27 protein-coding genes and 2 pseudogenes are annotated in these 26203 nt (G+C 42.1%); 16 read left to right on the top strand and 13 right to left on the bottom strand.

The genetic code is table 11. The annotated features are described in order from the left end of the window. Nucleotides 1-80: 80 nt before the first annotated feature. Both ACY3LV_RS16670 and mreBH read right to left on the bottom strand, forming a co-directional pair. A complete protein-coding gene (locus ACY3LV_RS16670) occupies nucleotides 81-215 on the bottom strand; it encodes a protein YkpC (protein ID WP_087992214.1) in 135 nt (44 codons plus the stop codon). A gap of 101 nt (nucleotides 216-316) precedes the next feature. After that, entirely contained in the window at nucleotides 317-1324 is a 1008-nt protein-coding gene (gene mreBH, locus ACY3LV_RS16665) for a cell shape-determining protein MreBH (RefSeq protein ID WP_087992213.1), read from the bottom strand. Nucleotides 1325-1608: 284 nt separating this feature from the next. Between mreBH and abhA the strand changes: the two genes are divergently transcribed. From abhA to ade, 5 genes are all read left to right on the top strand, one after another. Next, a complete protein-coding gene (gene abhA / locus ACY3LV_RS16660; RefSeq protein ID WP_087992212.1) occupies nucleotides 1609-1887 on the top strand; it encodes a transcriptional regulator AbhA in 279 nt (92 codons plus the stop codon). 145 nt (nucleotides 1888-2032) lie between these two features. Further along, nucleotides 2033-3319, top strand: a complete 1287-nt coding sequence (gene kinC, locus ACY3LV_RS16655) for a two-component sensor histidine kinase KinC (protein WP_253269053.1) — start codon at nucleotides 2033-2035, stop codon at nucleotides 3317-3319. Nucleotides 3320-3334: 15 nt separating this feature from the next. Continuing rightward, nucleotides 3335-4162, top strand: a complete 828-nt coding sequence (locus ACY3LV_RS16650) for a gamma-glutamylcyclotransferase (protein WP_464864192.1) — start codon at nucleotides 3335-3337, stop codon at nucleotides 4160-4162. Between the two features lie 71 nt (nucleotides 4163-4233). Next, nucleotides 4234-4899 carry a Ktr system potassium transporter KtrC gene (ktrC, locus tag ACY3LV_RS16645; RefSeq protein ID WP_087992209.1) on the top strand — a complete coding sequence of 222 codons (666 nt, stop codon included), beginning with the start codon at nucleotides 4234-4236 and terminating at the stop codon, nucleotides 4897-4899. A 155-nt stretch (nucleotides 4900-5054) separates the two neighbouring features. Next, nucleotides 5055-6788: an adenine deaminase gene (gene ade, locus ACY3LV_RS16640; RefSeq protein WP_333560499.1), complete on the top strand. Its 1734-nt coding sequence runs from the start codon at nucleotides 5055-5057 to the stop codon at nucleotides 6786-6788. A gap of 33 nt (nucleotides 6789-6821) precedes the next feature. Here the strand turns inward: ade and rnjA are convergent, their stop codons facing one another. Continuing rightward, entirely contained in the window at nucleotides 6822-8489 is a 1668-nt protein-coding gene (gene rnjA / locus ACY3LV_RS16635; RefSeq protein WP_148963702.1) for a ribonuclease J1, read from the bottom strand. A gap of 5 nt (nucleotides 8490-8494) precedes the next feature. After that, nucleotides 8495-8704, bottom strand: a complete 210-nt coding sequence (rnpZA, locus tag ACY3LV_RS16630) for an RNA polymerase subunit omega 1 (RefSeq protein WP_003238840.1) — start codon at nucleotides 8702-8704, stop codon at nucleotides 8495-8497. Nucleotides 8705-9086: 382 nt separating this feature from the next. On the opposite strand from rnpZA, the gene ACY3LV_RS16625 reads away from it, so the two are divergent. Further along, nucleotides 9087-9860, top strand: coding sequence for a Cof-type HAD-IIB family hydrolase (locus ACY3LV_RS16625; protein ID WP_464864191.1), 774 nt, complete (start codon nucleotides 9087-9089; stop codon nucleotides 9858-9860). 35 nt (nucleotides 9861-9895) lie between these two features. Here the strand turns inward: ACY3LV_RS16625 and def are convergent, their stop codons facing one another. Beyond that, nucleotides 9896-10450: a peptide deformylase gene (gene def, locus ACY3LV_RS16620; RefSeq protein ID WP_464864190.1), complete on the bottom strand. Its 555-nt coding sequence runs from the start codon at nucleotides 10448-10450 to the stop codon at nucleotides 9896-9898. 108 nt (nucleotides 10451-10558) lie between these two features. Continuing rightward, nucleotides 10559-10711 carry a YjcZ family sporulation protein gene (locus ACY3LV_RS16615; protein ID WP_087992204.1) on the bottom strand — a complete coding sequence of 51 codons (153 nt, stop codon included), beginning with the start codon at nucleotides 10709-10711 and terminating at the stop codon, nucleotides 10559-10561. A 213-nt stretch (nucleotides 10712-10924) separates the two neighbouring features. Here ACY3LV_RS16615 and ACY3LV_RS16610 point away from each other — a divergent pair, with 213 nt between their 5' ends. The 5 genes from ACY3LV_RS16610 (at nucleotide 10925) to lpdA (ending at nucleotide 16980) form a co-directional block, all read left to right on the top strand. Further along, entirely contained in the window at nucleotides 10925-11596 is a 672-nt protein-coding gene (locus ACY3LV_RS16610; protein WP_464864189.1) for a YkyA family protein, read from the top strand. Nucleotides 11597-12020: 424 nt separating this feature from the next. Continuing rightward, nucleotides 12021-13136, top strand: coding sequence for a pyruvate dehydrogenase (acetyl-transferring) E1 component subunit alpha (gene pdhA, locus ACY3LV_RS16605; RefSeq protein ID WP_148963697.1), 1116 nt, complete (start codon nucleotides 12021-12023; stop codon nucleotides 13134-13136). Nucleotides 13137-13139: 3 nt separating this feature from the next. Then, a complete protein-coding gene (pdhB, locus tag ACY3LV_RS16600; protein ID WP_148963696.1) occupies nucleotides 13140-14117 on the top strand; it encodes a pyruvate dehydrogenase complex E1 component subunit beta in 978 nt (325 codons plus the stop codon). A 114-nt stretch (nucleotides 14118-14231) separates the two neighbouring features. After that, nucleotides 14232-15563, top strand: coding sequence for a pyruvate dehydrogenase complex dihydrolipoyllysine-residue acetyltransferase (gene pdhC, locus ACY3LV_RS16595; RefSeq protein ID WP_148963695.1), 1332 nt, complete (start codon nucleotides 14232-14234; stop codon nucleotides 15561-15563). Nucleotides 15564-15567: 4 nt separating this feature from the next. Next, entirely contained in the window at nucleotides 15568-16980 is a 1413-nt protein-coding gene (gene lpdA / locus ACY3LV_RS16590) for a dihydrolipoyl dehydrogenase (protein ID WP_333560494.1), read from the top strand. A 45-nt stretch (nucleotides 16981-17025) separates the two neighbouring features. Here lpdA and slp read toward each other — a convergent pair whose 3' ends face one another. Continuing rightward, nucleotides 17026-17400: a peptidoglycan-associated lipoprotein Slp gene (gene slp / locus ACY3LV_RS16585; protein WP_148963693.1), complete on the bottom strand. Its 375-nt coding sequence runs from the start codon at nucleotides 17398-17400 to the stop codon at nucleotides 17026-17028. Nucleotides 17401-17818: 418 nt separating this feature from the next. Between slp and ACY3LV_RS16580 the strand changes: the two genes are divergently transcribed. Further along, nucleotides 17819-17938, top strand: a complete 120-nt coding sequence (locus ACY3LV_RS16580; protein ID WP_082022512.1) for a GapA-binding peptide SR1P — start codon at nucleotides 17819-17821, stop codon at nucleotides 17936-17938. A 35-nt stretch (nucleotides 17939-17973) separates the two neighbouring features. Here the strand turns inward: ACY3LV_RS16580 and speA are convergent, their stop codons facing one another. Continuing rightward, on the bottom strand, nucleotides 17974-19446 hold the full coding sequence (speA, locus tag ACY3LV_RS16575) for an arginine decarboxylase (RefSeq protein WP_333560493.1): 1473 nt from the start codon (nucleotides 19444-19446) through the stop codon (nucleotides 17974-17976). 184 nt (nucleotides 19447-19630) lie between these two features. Between speA and ACY3LV_RS16570 the strand changes: the two genes are divergently transcribed. Beyond that, entirely contained in the window at nucleotides 19631-19897 is a 267-nt protein-coding gene (locus ACY3LV_RS16570) for a UPF0223 family protein (RefSeq protein ID WP_064813643.1), read from the top strand. A gap of 36 nt (nucleotides 19898-19933) precedes the next feature. Here ACY3LV_RS16570 and ACY3LV_RS16565 read toward each other — a convergent pair whose 3' ends face one another. Next, entirely contained in the window at nucleotides 19934-20572 is a 639-nt protein-coding gene (locus ACY3LV_RS16565; RefSeq protein ID WP_333517686.1) for a YktB family protein, read from the bottom strand. A gap of 238 nt (nucleotides 20573-20810) precedes the next feature. On the opposite strand from ACY3LV_RS16565, the gene ACY3LV_RS16560 reads away from it, so the two are divergent. The 3 genes from ACY3LV_RS16560 (at nucleotide 20811) to ACY3LV_RS16550 (ending at nucleotide 22389) form a co-directional block, all read left to right on the top strand. Beyond that, nucleotides 20811-20999 (top strand): hypothetical protein, encoded by a 189-nt coding sequence (locus ACY3LV_RS16560; protein ID WP_087992243.1) that lies wholly within the window; start codon nucleotides 20811-20813, stop codon nucleotides 20997-20999. A gap of 138 nt (nucleotides 21000-21137) precedes the next feature. Then, nucleotides 21138-21935: an inositol-1-monophosphatase gene (gene suhB, locus ACY3LV_RS16555; protein WP_148963689.1), complete on the top strand. Its 798-nt coding sequence runs from the start codon at nucleotides 21138-21140 to the stop codon at nucleotides 21933-21935. Nucleotides 21936-21960: 25 nt separating this feature from the next. Beyond that, nucleotides 21961-22389, top strand: coding sequence for a GNAT family N-acetyltransferase (locus ACY3LV_RS16550; protein WP_148963902.1), 429 nt, complete (start codon nucleotides 21961-21963; stop codon nucleotides 22387-22389). Nucleotides 22390-22470: 81 nt separating this feature from the next. On the opposite strand, the gene ACY3LV_RS16545 is transcribed toward ACY3LV_RS16550, so the two are convergent. From ACY3LV_RS16545 to nprE, 4 genes and pseudogenes are all read right to left on the bottom strand, one after another. After that, nucleotides 22471-23385, bottom strand: coding sequence for a class I SAM-dependent methyltransferase (locus tag ACY3LV_RS16545; RefSeq protein WP_333560492.1), 915 nt, complete (start codon nucleotides 23383-23385; stop codon nucleotides 22471-22473). 142 nt (nucleotides 23386-23527) lie between these two features. Next, nucleotides 23528-24237: pseudogene (locus ACY3LV_RS16540) on the bottom strand (prolyl oligopeptidase family serine peptidase). Nucleotides 24238-24342: 105 nt separating this feature from the next. Further along, nucleotides 24343-24462: pseudogene (locus ACY3LV_RS16535) on the bottom strand (Rrf2 family transcriptional regulator); the annotation flags it as partial. A gap of 100 nt (nucleotides 24463-24562) precedes the next feature. Next, nucleotides 24563-26128, bottom strand: coding sequence for a neutral metalloprotease NprE (gene nprE / locus ACY3LV_RS16530; RefSeq protein WP_464864188.1), 1566 nt, complete (start codon nucleotides 26126-26128; stop codon nucleotides 24563-24565). Between the last annotated feature and the right edge of the window lie 75 nt (nucleotides 26129-26203).

The following is a 26203-nucleotide window of genomic DNA, read 5'->3' as shown; positions in this document are numbered from 1 at the left end:
ATATCAAATATGATCCTATAAAGGAAAGAAAGGAGGCTAAAGTGAAAAACCCAAAACAACATGTCTTGGGTCTTTCGATATTACGGATGATTCAGTTTTACAGTGCCGCCTCCAGGTGAATGGGGCATGTTGGCCAAAGAAATGCTCATGCCTCCAAGAATGATTCCGCTTAAAATGGCTGCGATCGCTACTCTTCTTCCTAAATCTCTTAGCATCTGTTTCCTCCTTAAAGTTTCTCCATTTCCCACAATATGAAGGGAGTGAGGAAAAAAGAAGCAAGAAATTTGCTGCGTGTGAGATTTTTTGAAGGAAAAGACTATTTAATCGCCTTTTGAAGCTTATCGATCACTTCTAAAGAACGGCCTGTGCCGATTGCCACAGATTCAAGCGGATTTTGCGCCACGTGTACAGGCACTACAATCTCTTCTGTGAGCCATTCTTTAATCCCGTTAAGAAGCGCGCCGCCGCCTGTTAAAATAACGCCGCGGTCAACAATATCTCCGCTCAATTCAGGCGGGCAGTCCTCAAGTGTAGCTCTGATGGCTTCAAGAATATGGAGGAGAGATTCACGCATTGCGTCTTGAATTTCATTAGATTGAAGCATAATAGTTTTTGGAAGGCCTGTTACGAGGTCGCGTCCCCGAATTTCCATTGCTTCCGGCACATGCTCAATCAGTGCATGTCCAATTTCCATTTTTACCTGCTCAGCTGTCCGTTCGCCAATCAGCAAATTGTATTTTTTTCGGACGAAGGAAACGATATCTTCATCAAGCTGGTCTCCGCCGATTCTGATAGAGTGGCAGGAAACAACACCGCCGAAGGAGATGATGGCGACTTCTGTTGTTCCTCCGCCGATATCTACCACCACATTGGCAACCGGCTCATCGACAGGTAAATCCGCTCCGATGGCGGCCGCTACTGGCTCTTCAATTAAATGGACGTTTTTCGCGCCGCAATTTTTCACCGCATCACTGATGGCGCGGCGTTCTACTGCTGTTGAGCCTGACGGTGTGCAAACGACTACGTTCGGTTTTCTGAACGACATGCCGATGCTTTTTCCGGCTTTTTTCATAATGTGCTTTAGCAAATCGGTTGTCATATCATAGTCTGCGATAACGCCATCTTTCATTGGTCTGACAGCGACAATTTTTCCCGGCGTTTTGCCGATCATGTTTTTCGCGTCAGCCCCGATTGCAAGCACTGCTTTAGTCGTTGTATCCACTGCGACAACAGATGGTTCATTTAAAATAATCCCTTTATTTTTGCTGTAAACAAGTATATTAGCTGTTCCTAAGTCAATCCCGATTTCAGTTGATTGAAACATGTTATTCACCCAATCTCTATCCTGATTTTATATGATTCTACATTTAAAGTTTCTAAGAAATGAAGCGATTTTTGGGGGTGTTCGTCGGGAAAGAAATGTTTTTGTAAAAAATCACGGAACTGTGTAACAGAAGTAATACATTTTTCGGTTTTATGGTAAAAATATCTTGTGATTCTTATAGAAAGCGGGAAACTTTTTCTTAGTTTCATACGTCTACGATATATTGAGGTGCATCCTTAAACATTACATGAGAAAAGAAACATTTAAAGGAAGAAGGGTTTTTTATGAAATCAATAGGTGTTGTGAGAAAAGTAGATGAATTAGGGCGCATTGTCATGCCGATAGAATTAAGACGGGCACTGGATATTGCTATAAAAGACAGCATTGAGTTTTTTGTTGACGGAGATAAAATTATCTTGAAAAAGTATAAACCTCATGGCGTTTGTTTAATGACCGGAGAAATCACTTCAGAAAATACTGAATACGGCAACGGTAAAATTACGTTAAGCCCTGAGGGTGCACAGCTGCTTCTCGAAGAAATTCAAGCCGCTCTAAAAGAATAATATGATGTTGAAAAAGGCGGAGAGATACAATCTCCGCCTTTTTTGCCTCAGGTGATGAATGATTTGGGATACTTTACATATTTTACTCAATTATTTGTCGAAGAATGGTACAATAAATAGAGAAACACAAGCGGCAGGTGGTCATATGAGAAAATATCAAGCACGTATCATTTCCATCATCTTGGCAATGATTTTTATTATGTTTTGGGATTATTTATTTTATTTTATAGGCAAAAACCCGATTAATTGGCCTGTTGATATTGTGTATACTGCAGTCACATTAGCAAGTGTCTGGATGCTGGCTTATTATATTGATGAGAAACAGCAGCTGGTTAAGACAATGAAGGATAATGAATGGAAGTATAAACAGCTTTCTGAAGAAAAAAACCGCATCATGGATAATTTGCAGGAGATCGTATTTCAAACGAATGCAAAAGGAGAAATTACATATTTAAACCAAGCGTGGGCATCCATAACCGGCTTTTCAATCAATGAATGTATGGGAACGATGTATAATGATTACTTCATAAAAGAAAAGCACGTAGCCGACCACATCAACACCCAAATCCAAAACCAAGCGTCTTCTGGCATGTTTACTGCAAAATACGTGACAAAGAACGGCACGATTTTTTGGGGAGAAGTTCATTATAAACTTTATTACGATCGGGATGACCAATTTACAGGCAGCTTGGGAACAATGTCAGATATCACTGAGCGGAAAGAGGCTGAAGATGAGCTCATTGAGATTAATGAACGGTTGGCCAGAGAATCACAGAAGCTGTCAATCACAAGTGAACTTGCCGCCGGTATTGCACATGAAGTCAGAAATCCTTTAACCTCTGTCAGCGGTTTCCTTCAGATTATGAAAACACAATATCCCGACAGAAAGGGCTATTTTGACATCATCTTTTCAGAGATTAAAAGAATCGATTTGGTGCTCGGCGAGCTGTTGCTGCTTGCAAAACCGCAGGCGGTCACATTTAAAATGCATCAGCTCAATGAGATCCTGACACAAGTCACGACATTGCTTGATACCAATGCTATTCTGTCCAATATCGTCATAGAAAAAAATTTCGAAGAGACAGATAGCTGTATCATTAACGGGGATGAGAATCAGCTGAAGCAGGTCTTTATCAATATCATTAAAAATGGGATTGAGGCAATGCCAAAAGGCGGTATCGTTACCATTTCGACTGCTAAGACAGCCTCTCACGCCGTGATAAGCGTCAAAGATGAAGGAAACGGCATGCCGCAGGAAAAGCTTAAGCAGATTGGCAAACCTTTTTATTCAACAAAGGAAAAGGGCACCGGACTTGGACTTGCCATTTGTTTAAGAATCCTGAAGGAACATGACGGAGAATTGAAAATCGAAAGTGAAGCTGGAAAAGGCAGTGTCTTTCAAGTTGTTTTGCCTTTCAAATCAGACAGCTGAGAGGGGGAAAATAAGATGAACTCGCTTCTCTTTGTATACGGGACTTTGAGAAAACATGAAAAGAATCATCATCTGCTTGCACAATCGGCATGTATCAATGAGCAGGCCAGAACGAAGGGATGTCTGTTTGCTGCAAATGAGGGGCCCGCAGCTGTTTTTGAAGATGAAGGTTATATATGCGGCGAGTTATATGAAGCAGATGAATGGTGTATACATAAGCTCGATCAATTTTATCAAGGCTATGAAAAACAAACGGCGCTTGTAGAAACGGATGCCGGAATCAAAAAAGCGCTTGTTTATTTTATGAACAAAGACGTGTGTGCCGGCTTTCCGAAAATAAGCAGCGGTGACTGGAAAGCGCATCAGATGATCAGCAAATCGCAAAATCCTGTTTATTATTTTGCCTATGGGTCCTGCATGGACAATGCCCGCTTTCAAAAGGCGGGAGTCGATCACTATTTTCAAGATCTAGTGGGAGGAGCTGTTTTAAAAGGGTACACAACCCGCTTCTCGCTAAAAAGGGAAGACGGCTCAAGAGCGGATATGATGGAAGACGGAGGAACAACAGAAGGCGTTTTGTATCGCATCCCTTTTTCCGCTCTCACCTATCTATATAAAAGGGAGGGCGTTGCATCTCTTACGTATCGGCCTGCATTTGTAGACGTTGAAGCAGGCGGAAGGCGCTACACAGATTGCTTAACCTTTCTCGTCCTCCAAAAAGAAGCGGAAACCGCTCCGCCTCAGCACTATCAGATAGAAATTGAACGGGGAGCGGAGATGTATTTATCACCGGGGTTTGCTGAAAAGCTCAAGCGGCATATGAATTCGTTGCCAAAAGGATAACGAAATTAACACTGTTACAAAAGAATATGATAAAATTTGTTCAATATGATGTTAGGTAAAGGAGCACCACTATGAAAAAAGAATTTGCGGTAATTGGACTGGGCCGTTTTGGTGGCAGTATTTGCAAAGCATTAAGCGAGGAAGGCGTCGAGGTTATGGCGATGGATATCGATGAGGATAAAGTCAACGAGTATGCCAAGATCGCATCTCACGCCGTTATCGGTGATTCAACAGACGAATCTGTCCTGAAAAACTTAGGTCTGCGAAATTTTGACCATGTTATTGTAGCAATCGGTGAAAATATCCAGGCGAGTATTTTAACGACTCTCATTCTGAAAGAACTGGGCGTTCATACCATTACAGTGAAGGCACAGAACGATTATCACGAAAAAGTGCTTTCTAAAATCGGTGCGGACCACATCGTCCACCCGGAACGCGATATGGCAAAACGAATTGCGCATAACATCGTGTCCAACAACGTACTTGATTATTTGGAACTGTCTGAAGAGCATAGTCTAGTTGAAATCGTAGCCAACAGCCGCCTGGCCGGAAATACGCTTCTTGATTTAGATATCCGTGCGAAATACGGGATTAACATTGTAGCCATTAAAAGAGGCAAGGAAGTCATCGTGTCGCCGCTTGCGACCGAAGTCATCCATCGAGAAGATATCCTCATCGTTATTGGTTCTGTTACAGACATTTCCCGTTTTGAAAAAAGAGTTCTTTATACAAAATAGCAGTAAGACAAGCCGTCCCCAAAGGGCGGTTTTTCATATTATCAGAATATAACAACTTTAATGAAATGAGCGGCAATTTCTTAAAATTTTATTGACTAAGCACAGGCGTTCCGATAGCATGTTGTACCATATAATAAAAAAGAGGAGGGGCCTATTTGAATAAAGAAGTTCTGGTTAATAGGCTGAATGCTTCAGCCCGAAGACAAAAAGCTGATATCGTCATTAAGAACGGAAAAATCATGGACGTATTTAATCAAGAGTGGATATATGAAGATATTGCGATTACGGACGGAGTCATTGTAGGCCTCGGCGAGTATGAAGGCGAAAATAACATTGATGCAGAGGGACAAATGATTGTTCCGGGTTTTATTGATGGACATGTACATATTGAGTCATCAATGGTTACACCGATTGAGTTCGCTAAAGCGGTATTGCCGCATGGTGTGACAACAGTTGTTACCGATCCGCATGAGATCGCGAATGTGTCTGGTGAAAAAGGGATTGCATTTATGATTGAACAGGCTCGGCAAACACCGCTGAATATCCATTTTATGCTTCCCTCCAGTGTACCTGCCGCAAGCTTTGAACGATCAGGCGCCGTACTTAAAGCTGCCGATTTAAAACCTTTTTACGAAGAGAAAGAAGTATTAGGGCTTGCTGAAGTCATGGATTATGTATCGGTTCAGCAGGCTGAAGAAGATATGATTCAGAAACTGCTCGATGCCCGTATTGCAGGAAAGCGGATTGACGGTCATTTAGCGGGTTTATCAACAGACCTCATTAACATTTATAGAACCGCATTTGTCTTAAATGATCATGAAGTAACGACGAAGGAAGAAGCGCTTGATCGTATTAGAAGAGGAATGTATGTCATGATGCGTGAAGGATCAGTCGCAAAAAACACTCTCAATGTGCTCCCGGCGGTGAATGAAAAGAACGCACGCCGTTTCTTCTTCTGTACGGATGATAAGCATGTGGATGATTTATTGTCAGAGGGAAGTGTGAATCATCAGGTGAAAATGGCGATTCAAGCCGGACTTGACCCGTTTTTAGCCTATCAATTAGGGAGCCTCAATGCAGCTGAATGCTACGGATTAGATACAAAGGGAGCGATTGCTCCGGGTTTTGATGCTGATTTGCTCTTTGTTTCTGATCTGGGAAACGTCACTGTCACAAAGACAATGGTAAATGGGCAGACTGTTGCTGAAGGAGGCGAAGCAGTCTATCAAGATAGCGCTTCAGCTCCCGCACCAGAACCGGCACTGCTGGATTCTGTTAAGCTTGCTGCTCCTCTTAACAAACAGAATTTAAATATGCCAATCGATTCAAAGCAGCAAATCCATGTGATTCAAATCATTCCTAATGAGCTTGAAACACGGTTGGTGCGTGTGACGCCTCCTGATGCCCATGTTTTTGAGCCTGACACTGAGCTCGATTTGTTAAAGATTGCAGTTGTTGAGCGGCATAAAGGGTTAAAAGAAACCGGTCTTGGTGTTGTGAAAGGATTTGAATTCAAGAGCGGAGCGATTGCCACAAGCATTGCGCACGATTCCCATAATATTATTGCCGTGGGGACAAATGATGCCGACATTGCGGCTGCAGTTAATAAGCTGCAGGAAATTGGCGGAGGATTAACGATTATAAAAAATGGAGAAGAGCTTCATTCAGTACCGCTGCCGATTGCGGGGTTACTATCAGACCAATCTGCGGAGCAGGTGAATCAAAGCTTGCTGACGCTGCATGATAAATTGTCGTCAGTCGGTTTCACAGGCGGGTTTAATCCATTTTTGACGCTGTCGTTTTTAGCTTTGCCCGTCATTCCTGACATTAAAATGACGACAACAGGATTATTTGATGTAAAGTCATTTCAGCACATAACACTGCAATAAAAAAGATGCACTCACTTTGGAGTGCATCTTTTTTTAAACCTCCATAATGATCGGAAGGATCATCGGACGGCGTTTCGTTTTTTCGTATAAGAACGGCGCAAGCGTATCTGTAATCTCGTTTTTGATTTCAGACCATTGAGTCGTTTTTCGTTCCATCACTTTTTGTAAGTGGTTTGAAATGAGCTCTTGAGCGTCATTGATCAAGTCGCCAGATTCTCTCATGTAAACAAACCCTCTGGAAATCAAATCAGGTCCCGCTGAAACCTTAAAGTCCTCCATGTCAATGCTGACAACCACAATGACAAGCCCTTCCTCAGAAAGAATTCTGCGGTCACGAAGTACGATATTGCCAATATCACCGATACCGCTTCCGTCAATGTATACTGAACCGGACGGGATTTTACCGGCAACTGAAGCTTCATCGCCCTTAAGCGCCAATACCTCACCATTATCCATGATAAAGCAATTTTCTTCAGGGATGCCGCAATCAGTTGCAAGCTTGACATGCATTTTTTGCATTCTGTACTCACCGTGAATCGGCATGAAGAATTTAGGCTTGATTAAACGAAGCATCAGCTTCTGTTCTTCCTGCCCGCCGTGACCGGATGTATGGATATCATTAAGAGGCCCGTGAATAACCTCAGCCCCAGCACGGTACAGCTGATTGATTGTACGGCTCACGCTGATTGTGTTTCCTGGGATAGGGGATGAAGAAAATACGACTGTATCCCCAGGAATAATCGAAATCTGGCGGTGTGTGCCGTTTGCAATTCTTGATAAAGCTGCCATCGGTTCCCCTTGGCTTCCGGTACATAATATCGTTACTTTATTGGCAGGCAAACGATTGATTTCGTTATGCTCAATAAATGTATTTTTAGGACAGCTAATATAACCGAGCGTTTGTCCGATTTCGATAGCCGATTCCATACTGCGTCCAAATACGGCAACTTTTCTCCCATTTAATACAGCAGCCTCAATCACCTGCTGCAAGCGGTGAATATTCGACGCAAATGTAGCGAAAATAACTCGGCCGTCCACCTTGCGGAAAATGTCATGAATGCTTTCTCCGACACGGCGCTCAGACATGGTGAACTCCGGGTTTTCACTGTTTGTGCTGTCTGATAGGAGGCACAGAACGCCTTCTTTGCCGATTTCGGCCATTTTCGTTAAGTTTGCCGGCTCACCGACTGGAGTAAAATCGAATTTAAAATCTCCAGTATGTACAATGTTTCCGGGCGGCGTTTTTACAACTATACCGTAGGAATCCGGAATACTATGTGTTGTTCTGAAGAATGACACAGCCGTTTTACGGAATTTTACGATATCATCCTCACCGATAATGTTCAGTTTCGTCTGTCGTAATAATCCATGCTCTTCAAGTTTATTCCGAAGTAAGCCGATCGCGAGTTTACCGCCATAAACAGGAATATTCACTTGTCTGAGCAGGTACGGAATACCGCCGATATGGTCTTCATGGCCGTGGGTGATAAAAAGCCCTTTAATTTTATCTTCATTTTTGACTAAATACGTGTAATCAGGGATAACGTAGTCAATGCCGAGCAGTTCGTCCTCGGGAAACTTGATCCCCGCATCAATTAGCACAATCTCATCCTGAAATTGTACTGCGTACGTATTTTTACCGATTTCGCCCAATCCTCCGAGGGCGAAAACAGCAGTCTGATCATTTTTTACAAATTTCATACCGCTCATAACTCCAATACTTTAAAATTTTCGCTTTGTTGTTCATATTCTAAAAATGCACCATTAACAGGTGTAATAAACTCAATATTAAATTTCTTCTCTTTCAGCTTTGTTCTGACGTCACGCTCAGATACGCCTTCAATATAAAGTGAATCTGTCTTTTCCCGAACAGGTACTTCGTCAGCCTTTTCTTGATAAAATACCTTATAAATCATCCAAATCTCTCCTTAAATGCCGTATGTTAGACTCGCTTATTCTATTATATTCGAAAACGGAATATAAGGAAAGCCTTGAGAAAAATAAGGCCCCCTCGAAAAGCGAAAGATCCCTTGTCAGGCAATTGCTTTCTTGCGGAGCATTCCGTTCCATTGTCTTCTGAGTTTCTTTCTTAATTTGCGCAGCATTTGTTAGTTCCTCCTTTCATCATAACTTGTCCAGAGTGCTTTTATACAAATAGTATACGGAGATTATGGAAGACTTCTCGTGGTTATTAATGGAATTTAATATGAGTTTTGAACGAAATAGTTTGCTGAATGGCAATCTTTTTGTATGATGAGGGTGGGAATTGCAGATCAAGACGATAAAGGGGAAGTTATAATGGATTCAAAATTAATTTTCTTTGATATTGACGGTACGATATATGATCATGACAAAAATATACCGGAAAGTACGAGGGAAACGGTGGCGGAGCTGCAGCGCCAAGGGCATCATGTGTTTATTGCCAGCGGGCGGTCTCCGTTTTTAGTTAAGCCGATTTTAGAGGAGCTGGGCATACACTCGTTTATTTCCTATAATGGGCAGTATGTTGTCTTTGAAAATCAAGTAATTTATAAAAATCCACTGCCAGAAGAGGCAATCAGCCGATTATTAAAGCAGGCGGGAAAGGACAAGCATCCTGTCGTGTTTATGGCTGAGGACACGATGAAAGCGACTGTTGCGGATCATCCTCATGTTATGGAGGGAATCGGCAGTCTTAAAACCGATTATCCAGAAACCGATGACCTTTTCTATGAAGGAAAAGAAATTTTCCAGCTTCTTCTATTTTGCCAGGATGAAGAAGAAAAGGTTTATGCCGCTTTTCCTGAATTTGATCTAGTTCGCTGGCATGAGCTTTCGACTGATGTTCTTCCTCATGGAGGTTCGAAGGCGGAAGGGATTAAAAAAGTCATCGAGCGTCTTCCTTTTGCTATCAGCGATACATATGCTTTCGGCGACGGATTAAACGATCTGCAAATGATTGAGTATGTCGGGACAGGCGTAGCTATGGGAAATGCTGTTCCTGAATTGAAAGAAATCGCGGATTTTGTAACAAAGCCGGTAGACGAGGATGGAATTGCGTACGCTGTCAAAGAATTGGACCTTTTAAAATAAAGAAACGGCTGGCACTGTGCCAGCCGTTTTTATTTTTAGCGTTCAATCGCGATTGCATTTTCAGGTTCTTTGAAAGGATTTTCTTTATCAATATAATCATAGAACATCACGCCGTTCAAATGATCGATCTCATGCTGAAACACAATAGCCGGAAATCCTTTTAAACGAATATCAATGTTTTCGCCTTCAAGGGTTGTTCCTTTTACTCTGATGCGAGCATGGCGGGGAACATAGCCTGGAATCGCTTCATCAACAGACAGGCAGCCCTCGCCGCTAGTTAAGTAGCTTTTTTCGACAGAATGGCTGACGATCCTAGGATTAAATAAAGCATAGCTGTATAACGTTCCGGAAACATCTTCCGCATGAACGGCGATCATGCGTTTATTAATATTAATTTGAGGAGCTGCGAGACCTACGCCTGGACGCAGCTTGTATTTTTCGGCTAATTCGGGATTTTGGCTGTTCTTAACAAATTCGATCATGTCGGCCAGCTGCTGTTTTTCTGTATCACCCGGAGGCAGCTCGACAGGTTCGGCTGTCTCTCTTAGGGCTGGATGGCCGTCACGTACGATGTTTTCCATAGTAATCAAGAAACTTCACTCCTAAAGCTTAATATGTAAATTATATCGGATTTCTTCACAAAGGTGCAATGAAACAAATGACCAGCCATCTTGGCTGGTCAAGTTCATGCTGTGTAATTAGCAACAGCCTCCGCCTAAATAAGCAGCTCCGACAATGATTAACAGAATGAATAAAACAACGATTAACGCAAATGTGCGGCCATATCCTGCTCCGCCATATCCGTAACCACCATAACCGCAGCAGCCTCCGCCGTAACCATATCCATACATATTACAAAACCTCCTCTTTAAATTACGCCAGAGCCTTTTATTAGTAGGCATAGCGTCTACTATAACCTATGTAAAAACAATAAAGTTGTATGGTCATCTGTCCTGATTTTTCACTTTTTTGATTTAATTTTAGAGCTTCCTCATACAGGACAGCTATTGCCAAATGACCCAGTGAATTCTATAGTAGGAATTGTCAAGATTGGGGGATTTAACGTGAAAGACGCAATAAAACGGCGGTCCGGGATGAAAATCGGTGCTTTTTGTGTGATGACACTGATATTAACAGGATGTATGGGACAAGACCCGGTTGATTCACTTCATCATTCATTAGAAAAAGCCGCGGAATCGGAAAAGCCGTTTCTAGAAGAACAGAAAACGCTCGAAGAATTAGAAGCGAAAGAAAATCAGCTTTATGATGATGTCATGCAGCTCAATATGGATGATTATAAAAAAATTGTTGCTTTATCGAACGAGGCGCTTGGAAATATCAGCAAGCGTGAAGAACATCTGAAGGTTGAAAATGATAGCATCAAAAAATCAGAATCGGAATTTGAAGAAGCAAAAACGTCTGCTGAACATATTATGGATAAACACATAAAAGAAAAGGCTAATGCCGCAACAAGCCAGATGGAGAAAAGATATTCATCATATGACTCCATGTATGAAGAATATGATAAAGCGCTTCAGCTTGATAAAAAGCTGTATATGCAGTTGAAAGATAAAAATTTGACACGAGATGATCTTGACCAGCAGATCGATAAAGTCAATGCTTCTTATGAAAAGGTCCTTAAATATAGCGGAGAATTTAATGAACAAACAGAAAAATATAATAAAGCCCGGGAAGATCTATATGATGCCGCAGGCTATCACGTGAAAAAGAGCTGAATTTTGTCCAGCTCTTTTTTTAAAATAAACACGACGCTGATTTTGTTCAAAATTTTCATTTCTATTGTAGTACAGTGTGTCAGTGTATACTAGTACAGTTTTGAGTGCAGTCGGCATCTGTTTTTTTATTGGAAATGTAAAGCGAATACAATTATTGAAAATCAGCGATGAAAACGATTGACGGTTCTTCTTTATTTGGTGTAAACTAATCCATGTTAAGCGGTGTTGTATTAGTTTTTTACAACTTCGAAATAATACAGTTCAAAGCAGAGTGTAACTATCCTACATAAAAGGTTTCGGCAAACTGGGGATCGGCTAAAATATATACGACTTACTGATAATACTTTAGGGTACCCTAAGTTTGTATGTATAAAAGGAATGCACGTCTAATGACTGTTTAAAAGAAAGGAAGAGGTGACTTAGTATGGCTGCAAAAACGAAAAAAGCTATTGTCGATAGTAAAAAGCAATTTGATGCCATTAAAAAGCAGTTCGAAACGTTCCAAATTTTAAATGAAAAGGGAGAAGTCGTGAATGAAGCGGCGATGCCTGATTTAACAGATGATCAATTAAAAGAGCTAATGCGCCGCATGGTATTTACGCGTGTGCTTGATCAGCGCTCTATCTCACTAAACCGTCAAGGACGTCTCGGATTTTACGCTCCTACTGCGGGTCAAGAAGCTTCTCAAATTGCAACGCATTTCGCGCTTGAAAAAGAAGACTTTGTTCTTCCTGGATACCGTGATGTGCCTCAGTTAATTTGGCACGGCCTTCCATTATATCAAGCATTTCTTTTCTCTCGCGGACATTTCAGAGGAAACCAAATGCCTGATGATGTGAATGCCCTTTCACCACAAATCATTATCGGTGCTCAGTACATTCAAACTGCCGGTGTTGCGCTTGGTTTGAAAAAACGCGGTAAGAAAGCTGTCGCAATCACTTACACTGGTGACGGCGGAGCTTCACAAGGGGACTTCTACGAAGGAATTAACTTTGCCGGCGCTTATAAAGCACCTGCAATCTTCGTTGTGCAAAACAACCGTTACGCGATTTCAACTCCGGTTGAAAAGCAATCTGCGGCTGAAACAATCGCACAAAAAGCTGTAGCTGCCGGAATTGTCGGCGTACAAGTAGACGGAATGGATCCGCTTGCTGTATACGCTGCAACTGCTGAAGCACGCGAGCGCGCAATCAACGGTGAAGGCCCGACGCTGATTGAAACACTTACATTCCGTTACGGCCCGCATACAATGGCTGGTGACGATCCGACTAAATATCGCACAAAAGAAATCGAAAACGAGTGGGAACAAAAAGATCCGCTTGTACGCTTCCGTGCGTTCCTTGAAAACAAAGGCTTATGGTCTGAAGAAGAAGAAGCAAAAGTGATTGAGGATGCGAAAGAAGAAATTAAGCAAGCGATCAAAAAAGCTGATACTGAGCCTAAACAAAAAGTAACTGACTTAATGAAAATCATGTACGAAAAAATGCCTCACAACCTTGAGGAGCAATTTGAAATTTATACACAGAAGGAGTCGAAGTAAGCCATGGCGCAAATGACAATGATTCAAGCAATCACGGATGCGTTACGCACAGAACTGAAAAATGACGAAAATGTCTTAGTTTTCGGAGAAGACGTTGGTGTAAACGGCGGCGTATTCCGTGCGACAGAAGGATTGCAAAAAGAATTCGGTGAAGACCGTGTATTTGACACGCCACTTGCTGAATCTGGTATCGGTGGTCTTGCCCTTGGTTTAGGCTTAAACGACTTCCGTCCGGTAATGGAAATCCAATTCTTCGGATTTGTTTTCGAAGTAATGGATTCTGTTTCAGGCCAAATGGCTCGTATGCGCTACCGTTCTGGCGGTCGCTGGACGTCACCTGTAACCATTCGTTCTCCGTTCGGCGGCGGTGTTCATACTCCTGAGCTTCACGCTGACAGCTTAGAAGGTCTTGTTGCACAGCAGCCTGGTATCAAAGTTGTTATTCCATCAACTCCTTATGATGCTAAAGGACTTTTAATTTCTGCGATCAGAGACAATGATCCTGTTGTTTTCTTAGAGCATATGAAGCTTTACCGTTCTTTCCGTCAGGATGTTCCTGAAGAAGAATACACAATTGAAATTGGCAAAGCTGACGTGAAACGTGAAGGTACTGACCTTTCAATCATCACTTACGGCGCAATGGTTCACGAATCATTAAAAGCTGCCGAGGAGCTTGAAAAAGACGGCATTTCTGCTGAAGTTGTCGACCTTCGCACTGTAAGCCCGCTTGATATCGATACAATCATCGCATCTGTAGAAAAAACAGGACGCGCGATCGTTGTACAAGAGGCACAAAAACAAGCCGGTGTTGGTGCAAACGTAGTAGCAGAAATTAATGACCGCGCGATTTTGAGCTTGGAAGCACCTGTACTTCGTGTGGCTGCGCCTGATACAGTATTTCCTTTCTCACAAGCGGAAAGCGTATGGCTTCCAAACCATAAAGACGTTCTTGAAACAGCAAGAAAAGTACTTGAATTTTAATCAAACTGCATAATCGAGGGGGAAGATGAACGTTTTCCCTCTATTATATATCTGTTTTCAATGCATACGATGTAAACGTTAAAATTGCTTAATCAAACTAGGAGGTCGAAAACTGTGGCATTTGAATTTAAACTTCCAGATATCGGGGAAGGTATCCACGAAGGCGAAATCGTAAAATGGTTTGTCAAGCCTAACGATGAGGTAGACGAAGATGATGTACTGGCTGAAGTGCAAAATGATAAAGCAGTAGTAGAAATTCCTTCACCTGTTAAAGGAAAAGTATTAGAATTAAAAGTTGAAGAGGGAACGGTTGCAACTGTTGGACAAACGATCATTACGTTTGATGCACCTGGTTACGAAGACCTTCAATTTAAAGGCAGCGAAGAGTCAGACGATGCGAAAACTGAAGCACAAGTTCAATCAACTGCAGAAGCTGGACAAGACGTTGCGAAAGAAGAGCAAGCTCAAGAGCCTGCAAAAGCAACTGGCGCAGGACAGCAGGATCAAGCTGAAGTTGACCCGAACAAACGCGTCATCGCTATGCCTTCTGTTCGTAAATATGCTCGTGAAAAAGGCGTAGACATCCGTAAAGTAACTGGCTCAGGCAATAACGGACGTGTTGTGAAAGAAGATATCGACAGCTTTGTAAACGGAGGAGCGCAAGAAGCTGCTGCACCGCAAGAAACAGCTGCACCGCAAGATACAGCTGCTAAACCGGCTGCTGCACCAGCTCCAGAGGGCGAATTCCCAGAAACACGCGAAAAAATGAGCGGTATCCGTAAAGCAATTGCAAAAGCGATGGTTAACTCTAAACACACTGCTCCTCACGTAACGTTAATGGATGAAGTGGACGTAACAAACCTTGTTGCACATCGTAAACAGTTCAAACAGGTTGCTGCTGATCAAGGAATCAAGCTGACTTTCTTGCCTTACGTTGTAAAAGCTCTGACATCTGCACTGAAAAAATTCCCTGTTTTAAACACGTCAATTGACGATAAAACAGAAGAAGTAGTCCAAAAACATTACTTCAACATCGGTATCGCTGCTGATACTGAAAAAGGCTTGCTTGTACCGGTCGTGAAAAATGCAGATCGTAAATCTGTCTTTGAAATTTCTGATGAAATCAATGGCCTTGCAACAAAAGCTCGTGAAGGCAAGCTTGCTCCAGCTGAAATGAAAGGCGCATCTTGCACAATTACAAACATCGGTTCTGCCGGCGGACAATGGTTCACTCCGGTTATCAACCATCCAGAAGTTGCGATTCTTGGTATCGGACGCATTGCAGAAAAAGCGATTGTTCGTGATGGCGAAATCGTAGCAGCTCCAGTCTTAGCTCTTTCTCTCAGCTTCGACCACCGTATGATCGACGGAGCAACTGCGCAAAATGCATTAAATCACATCAAGCGTTTACTGAACGATCCACAATTAATTTTAATGGAGGCGTAATGTTATGGTAGTAGGAGATTTCCCTATTGAAACAGATACTCTTGTAATCGGTGCGGGACCTGGCGGCTATGTAGCTGCCATCCGCGCTGCACAGCTTGGACAAAAAGTAACAGTCGTTGAAAAAGCCACTCTTGGAGGCGTTTGTCTGAACGTTGGATGTATCCCTTCAAAAGCGCTGATCAATGCAGGCCACCGTTATGAGAATGCAAAGCATTCTGACGACATGGGAATTACTGCTGAGAACGTATCAGTTGATTTCACAAAAGTTCAAGAATGGAAAGCTTCTGTTGTAAACAAGCTTACTGGCGGTGTTGCAGGTCTTCTTAAAGGTAACAAAGTAGATGTTGTAAAAGGCGAAGCTTACTTTGTAGACAGCAATTCAGTTCGTGTCATGGATGAGAACTCTGCTCAAACATACACGTTCAAAAACGCAATCATTGCAACTGGTTCTCGTCCTATCGAATTGCCAAACTTCAAATATACTGAGCGTGTCCTAAATTCAACAGGCGCTTTGGCTCTTAAAGAAATTCCTAAAAAGCTCGTTGTGATCGGCGGCGGATACATCGGCACTGAGCTCGGAACTGCGTATGCTAACTTCGGCACTGAGCTTGTTATTCTTGAAGGCGGAGATGAAGTTCTTCCTGGCTTCGAAAAACAAATGAGTTCTCTTGTTACACGCAGACTGAAGAAAAAAGGCAACGTTGAAATCCATACAAATGCGATGGCAAAAGGCGTTGAAGAAAAACCAGACGGCGTAACAGTTACTTTTGAAGTAAAAGGCGAAGAAAAAACTGTTGATGCTGATTACGTACTGATCACAGTAGGACGCCGTCCAAACACTGATGAGCTTGGTCTTGAGCAAGTCGGTATTGAAATGACGGACCGCGGTGTCGTGAAAACTGACAAACAGTGCCGCACTAACGTACCTAACATTTATGCAATCGGCGACATCATCGAAGGACCGCCGCTTGCTCACAAAGCATCTTACGAAGGTAAAATCGCAGCAGAAGCTATCGCTGGAGAGCCTGCAGAAATCGATTACCTTGGTATTCCTGCGGTTGTCTTCTCTGAGCCTGAACTTGCATCAGTTGGTTACACTGAAGCACAGGCGAAAGAAGAAGGCCTTGATATTGTTGCTGCTAAATTCCCATTTGGAGCAAACGGCCGTGCCCTTTCTCTTAACGAAACAGACGGCTTCATGAAGCTGATCACTCGTAAAGAGGACGGTCTTGTAATCGGTGCACAAATCGCCGGTGCAAGTGCTTCTGATATGATTTCTGAATTAAGCTTAGCGATCGAAGGCGGCATGACTGCTGAAGATATCGCGATGACAATTCACGCTCACCCAACATTGGGCGAAATCACAATGGAAGCAGCTGAAGTGGCAATCGGAAGTCCGATTCACATCGTAAAATAATGCTCATACCAAAAACAGCCCTCGCTCAATGCGGGGCTGTTTTATTTATTTTGACAGCACATGCTGCAATGGTTTAATGATGTCTTCTTTCTTTTTCACACATCCCTCGATTTTTACAACGACATGGCGCTGATCAACAACCATAAGGGTAGGGACGGTTTCAATCTCATCTTCCCAGCCTTCTTTGTTATCATAAACCTTCATTTTATCTATTTGCTCAGGATAATCTTTTTCTAAATCAAGCAGTGCATCGTAATATGGCGCTTCCTCATCAATTTGGTTTTCATCAGAAAAAAACAAAATTTGTGTATGATGAATGTTGTCAATCCGGCTTTTTTTTATCGGATTGATGGTGGAAAGCGTACAGCCCGATAAAGCAAATACTATTATCAGTATGGGGAATACCGCGCGATATCGCATCTATCTTCTCCTCTGTATAAACAATAGTAAACTAGCTTTAGTTTATCATGAGAAGCGGCTGAATCTGCTCCTTGTTACCTAATTGTTATATAATTGAAACCGTTTTTAAAGTGAGATTACATAGTATATCAATCGTTTAAAATGCCATTCTGGGGGTATACAGAATTTATTGCTGCGTTCGTTCATAAAAGTTCAAGAAAACATGAAATCACGGGATGTATTTTTGCATATGTATCGATTAAAGCTGTTTCGTGAAGAAGATATTGTATGGTGAAAAATAAAAAAACACTATATATAACGAAATGAAAATTAAATGTGTCATACAGTTTACGGTTGACATTTTAAATGTGACATATTAATATAATAGCAACAAGATAAATTAAGCGTTTTCAAAATTCAAAGAAATGGGGAATAAGAGATGGGAACGATTGTTTGCCAAGATTGCAACGAAGCCATTCATTACTTTGAAGATGAGAAAGTGACAACATTATACGGATCATGCTGCGGACAATGTCAATGTCCTGTTGATGAAGAGTAATAAAAAGCATGCGGCTGAGCCCGCATGCTTTTTATTTATTGAATCGCTTTTTGCTCTTTAATGACCCGGATCATGTTTAATGTCGAATCTTCAGGTCCTTGAACCGGTAGACCTGCGTCAAGGTTCTTAAAAATGTAGCTGATGTTGTCTTCTGTAATAATCTCACCTGGAATGAAGATTGGAATACCAGGAGGATATACCATGACAAATTCAGCGATAATCCGTCCGGATGCTTCTTTTAATGGGATGACCTCCGTATTTGCGTAGAAAGCATCACGCGGAGTCATTGCCAATAAAGGAATTTCCGGAAGCAGTACTTCAGTTTGCTGGTGCGTTATATCTTTTTCTGACATATGATGTGCAATCTCTGTTAAAGCCTCTGCAAGCCGGTCTGCATCATTTTGGCTGTCACCAGGGGTGAAAATACACAAAATATTGTACAGATCAGAAAGCTCCACTTCAATATTAAAGGATTCACGAAGCCATTTTTCAACATCATGACCTGTGAGTCCAAGACTTTTAACAGAGATAATCAATTTTGTCGGGTCATAACTGTAAGCTGCTTTCGAACCAAGAATCTCAGAACCGACACAATAAATGCCTTCAATGTGATTGAGGCGTTCTCTCGTCTGGTTGGCAAGCTTCAGTGTCTCCTCAGCAAGCTGATGGCCTTCTGTCGCAAGACGTTTTCTGGCAACATCCAGAGAGGCGAGAAGTAAGTAAGATGTAGACGTTGTTGTCAGCATACTCAGGATGGATTGCACTCTGTCTTTGGAAACAAGACCCTCTCTCATATTTAAAATAGAGCTCTGCGTCAGTGATCCCCCCAGCTTGTGTACACTTGTAGCTGCTATGTCCGCTCCTGCCTGCATGGCTGAAAGCGGCAATTCGTCGTGAAAATGAATGTGGACCCCGTGTGCTTCATCAACTAGAACGGGCACATCAAACGAATGAGCGAGTTCAACAATGCTTTTTAAGTCGGCTGCAACACCGAAATAAGTTGGATTGATAACAAGAAGCCCTTTTGCATCTGGATGCTCGGTAAGCGCCCGTTTAGCAGATTCAAGCGTAATGCCGTGGGAGATGCCTAATTCATTGTCAATTTCCGGATGAATAAAGATTGGAATTGCTCCGGAAAATACAATAGCTGTCATGATTGATTTGTGCACATTTCTTGGAATAATAATTTTATCTCCAGGTCCGCATACAGCCATCACCATTGTCATAATGGCGCCGCTTGTTCCTTGAACAGAAAAAAATGTGTGATCCGCGCCAAATGCTTCAGCCGCCAGATCTTGTGCCTGCTTGATGATGCCTTTAGGCGCGTGCAGGTCATCTAATGGTTCAATATTGATTAAATCTATGCTTAACGCGTTTTCACCGATAAATTGTCTGAATTCTGGATCCATTCCTGCCCCTTTTTTATGGCCGGGAATGTGAAATTGAACAGGCTGTCTGCTTGCGTGCTTTTTCAGTCCTGTATATAAGGGTGTTTCATGTTGCGACAATTGTTTTCCCACCTTTGTAATCATACCTCTGCATAATAGTGTGTATTAAAATCAGTTTCTCAACCGTTTATTAGACGTAAAACAAATGAATTATATTATGAACTTGAAAGAATGTAAAGAACAATTTATGATCAAATGAAGATGCTTTCTCTTAAGGGGAGCAAATCTATAAGGAGTGAAGAAAATGGAATATCAATACCCAATGAATGAAGATTGGACAACTGAAGAAGCAGTGGATGTGATTGCGTTTTTCCAGCAGGTTGAGCTTGCATATGAAAAAGGCGCAGATCGCGAAGAGCTTCTTAAAGCTTACCGCCGTTTTAAAGAAATTGTACCGGGGAAGGCCGAGGAAAAAACGCTATGCGGCGAGTTTGAAGAACAAAGTACATACTCTCCTTATCGCACGGTCAAACAGGCGAGAGAATCTGATCAGGCGAAGATTAAGATGTAAGAAAGAGCCGGAGGCAATTCCTGCCCCGGCTCTTGTTTATGATTGTGATACCTTTTGGGTGAAGCGGTACAAGAAAGCAAGCTGCTGAAAAGCATCGTCGATACGCTGAAGGAATTCCTGGTTATTCATATTCAGCACTTCTTCTTTTTGAAGCTGAATGCCGCATAACAGCTCGGCTTTCTTTACAGTCTGCAAACGCTCAAACAGCGTCTTCAGCTGTTCCTTATCCATTTCAGACTGCTTATGTACTCCGGGTTTTGTGTGATCTGCGGACCAAACGAAGCTGTCTGGGATATTCTTTGTTATGGTTTCCTGATTCGCTTCAAGCCATTTGCCGTATTCTTCTTTGATAGGGGATTCATAAATAATCGCGAACCACACAAATACGTGGCTTTCCCATAAACCAATCTGAAAATGCGGCAGTTTTTTATAGCCTCTTTTGCTGTTTGCGAACGCCACCCAGCTGTCAGCAGGGGGATTGACGGATCTTCTTGCGTGCTTTGCCACATGCGGAAACATTTCATCCCCGGTTAAAGCTGATAAAGTCGGGGCAAAATGTTCGCCTAGAGCTGTAAGCTTCGGACGGACCGTCTCTTTTAATACCTCCATGCGCGCGTCTAAGCCTTCTATTGTAAATGTGTTAAAGTCTTCTTCTGTAAAACGCATTTGTGTCATGATTTTCCTCCTTCATGCAAGTAAACATATTTTATCACAGTTCATACGAGCGTCAAAAAGATTGAACGCGTTTGAAGAAAGGGGAAATGTGGTAATAAACCAATAGGTAAACACACAATTTTCAGAATCATGTTACGCGTAAATAGAACAATCATACGATATAAGAAGTAATCATTGTTGAATGGCAAAATGGGATGCTTTTTTACAAACAAATGATCTCTGGAAGGGGCGAAAGACAATGAGGCAAGTTGTGAAAGAGGGTTTTAAGGAAGAGAAAAACAATCGTGTAGCTGTCTGGAGACTAGAGGTAGATTATGAATTGGCAACCCTGTATGAAGCAATTCAAAAAGAAAATGAAGAACAAATTGAACAAAGCAAAAACAAACTTGAGCGACTCAGAAAAGAATGGATTCGTCTTAACGGGTAAAAAGCGATAGTGAAAACGAACCGCATGAATGGTTCGTTTTTACATGAGAAGGGATATTTTTCATTTTCCTTGCTTTTTCACCACCGTTATCAGTATCCTATAAAATAAAGGTCTACATAGAAGAGAGGGTACACAAGAATGACAAATTGGACGGAAATTGATGAAATTGCAAAAAAATGGGTAAGGGAAGCAGGCGCGAGAATTAAACACTCCATGCATGAAATCCTGACAATTGAAACAAAATCAAATCCGAATGATTTAGTCACCAATATTGACAAAGAAACGGAAAAGTTTTTTATTGACCGCATTCAAGAAACGTTTCCGGGACACCGCATACTTGGCGAAGAAGGGCAAGGAGACAAACTCCACTCATTGGAGGGAGTCGTCTGGATTATCGACCCGATTGACGGGACGATGAATTTTGTTCACCAGCAAAGAAATTTTGCGATTTCAATCGGAATTTTTGAAAACGGAGAAGGGAAAATCGGATTAATTTATGATGTGGTGCATGATGAACTTTATCACGCATTTAGCGGCAGAGGAGCTTATATGAATGAAACGAAGCTGGCTCCTTTGAAAGAAACCGTCATTGAAGAAGCCATTCTTGGCATTAATGCGACATGGATAACGGAAAACAGAAGAATTGATCCAAGTGTGTTAGCGCCCCTTGTGAAAAGAGTCAGAGGCACACGTTCCTACGGTTCTGCTGCTTTAGAGCTGGCGAATGTCGCGGCAGGAAGAATAGATGCTTACATCACGATGCGGCTTGCGCCATGGGATTACGCGGCCGGCTGTGTACTGTTAAATGAAGTGGGAGGCATTTATTCGACCATTGAGGGTGAGCCGTTTACCTTTTTAGAAAATCACAGTGTTTTGGCCGGAAAACCATCTATACATAAAACGGTATTTGAAGAGTACCTTCGTGCTGAAAAGTAGGTTATTTGAACAGGACGACCTCAGCTTGTTAGAAACGCTCGCGGAGGCTCATCCTGTATGGAAAGAGGAGGAATTTGGGGAGAAAGATGCTGAAAGCTATATGATCTCCTACTCCATGTACAACGGATCCTGGCTTGTATGGGAAAAAGACGGTCGGCCTGTTGCCCTCAGTTATCATCTCGAATGGGCGCCTTCCAACGGAAAGCCGTGGCTGGGAACGGTGCTTGTAGACCCGGATGAAGAAAAAAAGGGGCATGCGAGGATGATCATTGAACGGATCAGCAGATCGCTCAGAGCCAAACATAAAGCGATGTTTGCGGCAGTTCCTATTGATCGCAGCGAATGGATATTGTTTTTGAGTCAATGCGGGTTTGAACAGCTGAAAATGGAGAAAGATGATAGAGGCAAATCATTTATGATCCTGGTGAAGCCTTTAGCGGAAGCTGCCGTATGATAACGGCAGCTTATTTTTTGTAAGCTGTTAACCATAAAAAGCCTCCCAAAAATGAGAGGCGAATCTGTGATAAAAGAAACGTTATTTTTTAACCGCATGAATATAATGAATCGTTTCAAACGCTGACAACTCGTCTGTTCGATTGCCAAAGAAAAGGTCATGAATGTCGTCGGGTGATAGATGTTCATAGATGAGTAAACCTGCTGACTCTAACAGATGTTCAATTTCTTGATAAGTAAAACACGATTTCATCGGTTCTCCGCTTGCAGCAGCCATCTTCACCATATGTTCAACTCGATTTGATGTTCCTTTTGCAGTAAAGAGTGTTTCGTCGGCATAATCAAAAACGATAGAACTCCCTGAGGGGACATGAGAAAATAAATGGCTGATCAAGCTTGCATTTTCTTCTCGTGTTAAATAATAAGACACTCCCAGAAGGCTGAAGAATGTTTTTGTGTTTTCAAATCCTTCATCTATAAGAGGCTGATAGGAAAACGTTTTGGTAAAATCCATAGGAACAAAGTGAAGGTGCTCCGGGATGGTCAGCTTTGCATCCTTCAGCTTATTTTTTTTGAATTGCTGTGTAGCCGGATGATCAACCTCGAAAACTTCTAAGCTGTTTTCCAATTCAGGATGCCGAAAACAGAAAGTATCCAGCCCGGCCCCAAGAATGACATACTGTTTTGCTCCAAGCATTAATTCGTTGTGTAAGACTTTTTCGCAATACGAAGCACGTGCTAAGGGCGTGGGTGACAGCTGGACTTGCGTAACCCATTTTAATATTTCTTCGGGATCATTTTGCAGGCGTTTAGCAATCTCTTTGTTGAAAAACGTGATTCCTTGAATCATATTCTCGCTGATGTCGGAAAACTCTTTTTCGTTAATAAGATCTTTTGCAATAAAATCATCAAAAATGAGAGGCGTGTCATATCGGCTGTGATACGCACGGGCAAAAGCTGAAATCAAAGACGTTAAGCTGGACTGATTTTTCCTCATGAAATGATCCTCCCATAAAAAAATAAGATTCCCCTGGCCAGGAGAATCTTAGTATACATAAAAATATATTAATATTAAATTATAGCATAAATAAAATTTTTTGTCAATGTTTTTGCTCTATATTCAGTCGTATGAACTTCCTTTATTTCATATGCTTACGTTCATTCTTTAGATAGCAGTTAAAAAAATCTTTTACAATGTTAAGAGTATGATGCTGGGTAAAACCGATATGTCCGGCCTCCTTTATTTTATACATAATGGCATCGTGGCCTGCTTTTTTTTGTGCGTGATAAAATTCAGCGCTTTGCTCATACGGAACGACGTCATCCTGATCCCCGTGCATAATAAGAATTGGCGGCGCCTCGCGATGTACATATTCAATAGGGCTGGCTGTTCTGGCTTTTTCCTTATGTTCCTGAATTGCCCCGCCAATAAGCTTGGATTCAGAAGAATGAGGGGAGTCATGGTCAAAAATAGACGGATATCGGCTTATTGTCAGTAAGTCTGTCGGCCCAAACCAATCTACAATGGCCTGCACTTGACTCGATACATGTGCATATTCCCGGTTTCCATCGAAGTCTTTTAATCCTTCAGTTAATCCGAGCAGGAGAGCCAAGTGTCCGCCGGAAGAATTTCCCCAAACCCCGATGTTCTGCGGATCAATATTGTATGCTGAAGCGTTGGCTTTTAAATACGTACTGCTGTTTTTACATCCTGCAGCTGAGCGGGGAAGACTGCATCGCCGCTTCCTCTGTACTGCACACTTGCGACGGTGTACCCCTCTTTTGCAAATTCAGCAAGCTGAGGCAAAAAGGCGTATGTATCCTGTTTTGTCCAGCCCCAGCCGGCCACATCCTTGTAAATAAATAATTAAAGGGTAGGTTTCTTGGTTGCCTTTTTTGTCTAACAACGCATCCATTGGATCGCGGCGCACCAACAAATTTAATGTAAGAGTAGTATTTTGACTGGATTGGTATTTACGCTGTCAGCCATTTGTTCTGAGGTGAGGTGGTCCGTCCGCACATTTAATAGAGACAACATATGTACGGCTATCGTGAAGCGGGTGCTGATTCTCATGGTATCATCCTTTCGTTGTAATGATTATGCTTACAACAGAAAAGGAAATCAATACATGTAACGAAAAAAAAGCCTGAGATCTCTCAGGCTTTTCCTAACATTACAATCCAACAGCATTCCAGGCTGCTTCAACTTTTGCGGCATCAGTTGAGCCGTAAAGATCACGTGCAGACTGGATGAGAGCTGCTTTGGCATCTTTGAACGTTGAAGAAGGTGTAAGATACGTTGTTAACGCACGGTAATAGATCTGCTGTGATTTAGATACACCTAGTTTTGTAATGGTATTGTAAGCGGCTTTATTTGGAATTCCGCTGTTTGTGTGTACGCCGCCATAATCGCCTTCTTCTGTGTTTGGAAGGTTTTGGTAGTCGGCGTAATTGTCTGGCTGATCGTATTTTGTCGGATTGGACAGGCTGCGGAGAGCAGGCTGGCTGACTGTAATGTCTTCACCAATGTCCCAGTCTTCTGTATCTGTAAAATAACCGAATACGTCAGAGAATGATTCGTTTAATGCCCCCGGCTGATTTTCATAAATCAAGTTGGCCGTTTCTTGAGTGACGCCATGTGTCATTTCATGTGCTGTCACATCTAATGAGCCGGAAAGCGGAGAGAAGAATGATCCGTCGCCGTCGCCGTAAATCATTTGATCGCCTGTCCATGCAGCATTGTTATACCGAGTGCCGTAGTGAACGGAAGAAACGATTTTACTGCCTTTGTTATCATAGCTGTTTCGTTTAAAGTTTGAATAAAAATAATCGTACACTTTACCGAGGTTATAGTGGGCGTCAACGGCTGCCCGCTGTGATGAAGATGTAAATGTTTTAGTTGTGCTTGAGACAAGCGTACCTGGAAGGCGGCTCTGTCTGTTTTGTAAGTCATATGTGATGATTTGCGTGCCTGTTGGTTTTGAAACATCTCTTAGAACGTATTTTCCGCTTTCATAAGAGATGTTCAAAGGAACAGTTGCGCCCTTTAGAGTTGTTCCGCTTCCAGTGGCAGCAGCATGTTCCACTTTATTTTGCTGTTTTAATATGCTGCCTGTTTCGGCATCTATTAAGACTTCCCAGTTTGCAGGTTCAGGCTCGATATAGCGAATCGTCACGTCGTAAGCAAGACGATAGCTGCCATCCTTTGTTTCTATCGCTTTTAACTCGGCTTTATTACTATTTTTGGCTGTTCCGTTAGAAACAGCGTCTGGTGATTTGCTGATGGCTTTGAAAGCGAGTGCCAGTGCTTTTTCAGAAGAGACTTTTTGGTTGTTTTCTGTTTTTGCAGCAGATTGATTGTGTAATTCACCATTGACCGCATAGACATTATCGGATTTATCAACGTGAACGATCACCTGTGAATCTTTAATAGGCACTCCGTTAACTACAGGCGCATATCGAAAGTGCTTGTACCCAAGGGCATCAGTAGTACTTTCGACAAGCTTCAGCCTTTTGGCAGGGTCACCTTTAAAAATGTTGCTGTTCTTTTTCAAAAACTGTTTGACAGCCTTGTCATTTGGTGCAGAGAGCTCTGATTGAGCTATTGCGTTTTTGGAGAGGAAGTTAGTTTGATTCTCTTTAAGTTGATGATTTTCAGCAGCCTGAACACCAGGAAGGCTGATTGACAAACTCATAAACGAAGCAGCGACAGCAACAGACAATTTCTTACCTAAACCCACAATAAATCCCCCTTTTTTGAAAATACTGAAAAATCTTTATATCGTTATATTAAACTAGCATTTTGGAATACTCAA

It is taken from the genome of Bacillus sp. 11C, assembly GCF_055486375.1.
This window is presented reverse-complemented; position numbering and strand designations above follow the sequence as displayed.

What these genes read in the sequence shown, in the direction of transcription:
- rnjA (WP_148963702.1), bottom strand. Translation starts at nt 8,489, where the DNA reads ATGAAATTTGTAAAAAATGATCAGACTGCTGTTTTCGCCCTCGGAGGA.
- ACY3LV_RS16670 (WP_087992214.1), bottom strand. Translation starts at nt 215, where the DNA reads ATGCTAAGAGATTTAGGAAGAAGAGTAGCGATCGCAGCCATTTTAAGC.
- kinC (WP_253269053.1), top strand. Translation starts at nt 2,033, where the DNA reads ATGAGAAAATATCAAGCACGTATCATTTCCATCATCTTGGCAATGATT.
- lpdA (WP_333560494.1), top strand. Translation starts at nt 15,568, where the DNA reads ATGGTAGTAGGAGATTTCCCTATTGAAACAGATACTCTTGTAATCGGT.
- ktrC (WP_087992209.1), top strand. Translation starts at nt 4,234, where the DNA reads ATGAAAAAAGAATTTGCGGTAATTGGACTGGGCCGTTTTGGTGGCAGT.
- ACY3LV_RS16560 (WP_087992243.1), top strand. Translation starts at nt 20,811, where the DNA reads ATGAGGCAAGTTGTGAAAGAGGGTTTTAAGGAAGAGAAAAACAATCGT.
- ACY3LV_RS16615 (WP_087992204.1), bottom strand. Translation starts at nt 10,711, where the DNA reads ATGTATGGATATGGTTACGGCGGAGGCTGCTGCGGTTATGGTGGTTAC.
- rnpZA (WP_003238840.1), bottom strand. Translation starts at nt 8,704, where the DNA reads ATGATTTATAAGGTATTTTATCAAGAAAAGGCTGACGAAGTACCTGTT.
- abhA (WP_087992212.1), top strand. Translation starts at nt 1,609, where the DNA reads ATGAAATCAATAGGTGTTGTGAGAAAAGTAGATGAATTAGGGCGCATT.
- ACY3LV_RS16570 (WP_064813643.1), top strand. Translation starts at nt 19,631, where the DNA reads ATGGAATATCAATACCCAATGAATGAAGATTGGACAACTGAAGAAGCA.
- pdhB (WP_148963696.1), top strand. Translation starts at nt 13,140, where the DNA reads ATGGCGCAAATGACAATGATTCAAGCAATCACGGATGCGTTACGCACA.
- ACY3LV_RS16565 (WP_333517686.1), bottom strand. Translation starts at nt 20,572, where the DNA reads ATGACACAAATGCGTTTTACAGAAGAAGACTTTAACACATTTACAATA.
- ACY3LV_RS16545 (WP_333560492.1), bottom strand. Translation starts at nt 23,385, where the DNA reads ATGAGGAAAAATCAGTCCAGCTTAACGTCTTTGATTTCAGCTTTTGCC.
- suhB (WP_148963689.1), top strand. Translation starts at nt 21,138, where the DNA reads ATGACAAATTGGACGGAAATTGATGAAATTGCAAAAAAATGGGTAAGG.
- ACY3LV_RS16580 (WP_082022512.1), top strand. Translation starts at nt 17,819, where the DNA reads ATGGGAACGATTGTTTGCCAAGATTGCAACGAAGCCATTCATTACTTT.
- pdhA (WP_148963697.1), top strand. Translation starts at nt 12,021, where the DNA reads ATGGCTGCAAAAACGAAAAAAGCTATTGTCGATAGTAAAAAGCAATTT.
- slp (WP_148963693.1), bottom strand. Translation starts at nt 17,400, where the DNA reads ATGCGATATCGCGCGGTATTCCCCATACTGATAATAGTATTTGCTTTA.
- ACY3LV_RS16650 (WP_464864192.1), top strand. Translation starts at nt 3,335, where the DNA reads ATGAACTCGCTTCTCTTTGTATACGGGACTTTGAGAAAACATGAAAAG.
- mreBH (WP_087992213.1), bottom strand. Translation starts at nt 1,324, where the DNA reads ATGTTTCAATCAACTGAAATCGGGATTGACTTAGGAACAGCTAATATA.
- ACY3LV_RS16625 (WP_464864191.1), top strand. Translation starts at nt 9,087, where the DNA reads ATGGATTCAAAATTAATTTTCTTTGATATTGACGGTACGATATATGAT.